The organism is Crocosphaera sp. Alani8 (assembly GCF_038442745.1).
GTDB lineage: Bacteria > Cyanobacteriota > Cyanobacteriia > Cyanobacteriales > Microcystaceae > Crocosphaera.
The window spans coordinates 1-2295 of sequence record NZ_JARVCN010000444.1 but is presented as its reverse complement, the minus strand read 5'-3'; the positions used below and the strand labels follow the sequence as shown (position 1 = coordinate 2295).

At 37.8% G+C, this 2295-nt stretch carries 2 protein-coding genes; both read left to right on the top strand.

The features are described 5' to 3' along the window. Positions 1 to 1422 (top strand): DUF3991 and toprim domain-containing protein (locus tag P9B04_RS21715; RefSeq protein WP_342057051.1); only part of this gene is annotated, 1422 nt, incomplete at its 5' end. Between the two features lie 271 nt (positions 1423 to 1693). After that, complete coding sequence (gene dgt / locus P9B04_RS21710) at positions 1694 to 2281, top strand: dGTP triphosphohydrolase (protein WP_342057050.1); 588 nt, start codon at positions 1694 to 1696, stop codon at positions 2279 to 2281. Positions 2282 to 2295: the final 14 nt, after the last annotated feature.

The following is a 2295-nucleotide window of genomic DNA, read 5'->3' as shown; positions in this document are numbered from 1 at the left end:
AACCAGCCAATTTCAACAGATTCAGACGAACAAAACCACCCTCAACCAACTCAAACAGGAGACTTGGGGCATCGAACTGTATCAAACCAACCAGGGGAAATTCATCATCCTACCCCCCAACAGCCAGCACAAAACGGACTGGAAATGCAAAGGGAAGCCCTGTATCAAGCTGTAGAAGACGATGACCCCACTAGAGAAAGAACTTTTAGAAACCTTCAAGAACTTTGCTCTTCAATACGAGAAGGACAAGAAAGAACAAGAGGAATTAATCGACAAATCACTAGAGCAACAGATGAAAAGATTGGAGTCTTTGATAACTCAACAGAACGAATTAATCAAGAACTTCTCAGAAACCATCAACTCATTCAACAACAGAATGAACGACTTATCAGAGAGGATCGAAAGGCTAGAAAACGCTTATCAAGACATCATGAACGTCTTAGAAGAATAAAGGAACAACTTGCACAAGAACTGGATAAGTTTAAAACTGATATTAACCTCGCTGATTATGCTCAAGCTAATGGTTACAGCATCGATAAAAAGAAAAGTTCGGTTAATTGTCTTGTTCTTAAAGATAACCAAGGGGATAAGATTCTCGTTGGTGTTAATCAAAGCGATGGACACTATTTTTACTCATCGGTTAATAATGATAGAGATAGTGGCTCAATCATTGACTTTATTCAGAATAGAAGAACCCTCAATTTAGGGGAAGTTAGAAAGGAACTTAGACCCTGGATAAATGAACCTTCTAATCCTCCTTATTCTCCTAAACAGCCAACACCTAAATTAACCCCAAGTAGCCCAGACAGACATAAAATCATTACTCAATTTGAAGGCTTCCAAGCAATAGTAACTCATCCTTATTTAACCCGACGGGGTATTAGTCAACAGACCAGTAATGACCCTAGATTTCAAGGTAGAATCTACACGGATAGCCATAATAATGTCATTTTCCCTCATGCAGACCGCGAGGGAGTTTGTGGCTATGAAATGCGTAATCAGCAGTTTAAGAGCTTTTCTAAGGGGGGTATCAAGGGGTTATGGGCTTCTAATGGTTCACCTGATGATACGACGCTGGTTATCTGTGAAAGTCCCCTGGACTGCTTAAGTTATCATCAATTATTCCCTGATGATACTACCCGTTACTTTGCTACTGGTGGAACCCTATCAGATAAGCAGAAAACTCTACTTAAAGGGGTTTTTGAGAAGTTCCATAATAAAGGGGGACATATTATGATTGCGACTGATAAGGATGAAGCTGGTCAGGAACTAGAGCAGGAATTAAGGAATATTGCCCCTGAAACGGCTCAAATTAATCGGATAGTGCCTAGACATCATAAAGATTGGAATGAGACTCTCATGGCTGAAATTCGACGGCAACGGGAACAAGAACAGAAACGTAGTCGGGGTTTGTCCCGTTAATCGTTTGGGGCTGACGGGGACTGTAGACTACTCACCACATAATCATTTTGATTCGTCTTCATTAACCCATCGGGACTCTTGACCACTTCTCGATCATAATCACACTTTGAACGTGATCTCAATTATTGAGAAAAATTAATAAATAAAATACTCTGAATATAGGATTCAAAAAGCAGGTTTATAGTCAGACGGTTATTTATTTTTATTGGCAGTAGTTAACTATTTTTAGGTTTTAAGAATTAGTTAACGAAATTAATCTTTTTAGAGAATAATGATTCTTATGTATGACCAAGATTTATGTCTATTTGCTCAAGATTTAGAGAAGAAATCTCAAAGATTTGAAGAAAGAGTGCATCAAGAACCTGATAATGAACGACAGAGAGACCCTTATAGACGAGATTATGCCAGAGTTTTATACTCTTCTTCATTTCGCCGATTACAGGGCAAAATGCAATTACTAGGAATAGATCCTACTAATTTTCATAGAAATAGATTAACTCATAGTTTAGAAGTTGCTCAAATTGCTGGAGGTATAGCTAGAGATTTAGAATTAAAAAATCCGATTGTTGCTGAAACCTGTTCTTTATCTCATGATCTAGGAAACCCACCTTTTGGCCATGCAGGAGAAACAGTCTTAAATGAATTGGCTAAAGATATTGGAGGTTATGAAGGGAATGCACAAACTTTTAGGATTCTTCGTCACTTAGAAAAAAAGCATTATGCTTTCCCTGGACTTAATGTTACTTTAAGAACTCTTTTAGGAGTTACCAAATATTTTTACAACAGAACTGACAACTATAAAAAGTTCTTATATGATGATGATACCAAATCCGCTCTTGTTATACCCTTTATAAGCTAGAATAGGCAGATGTC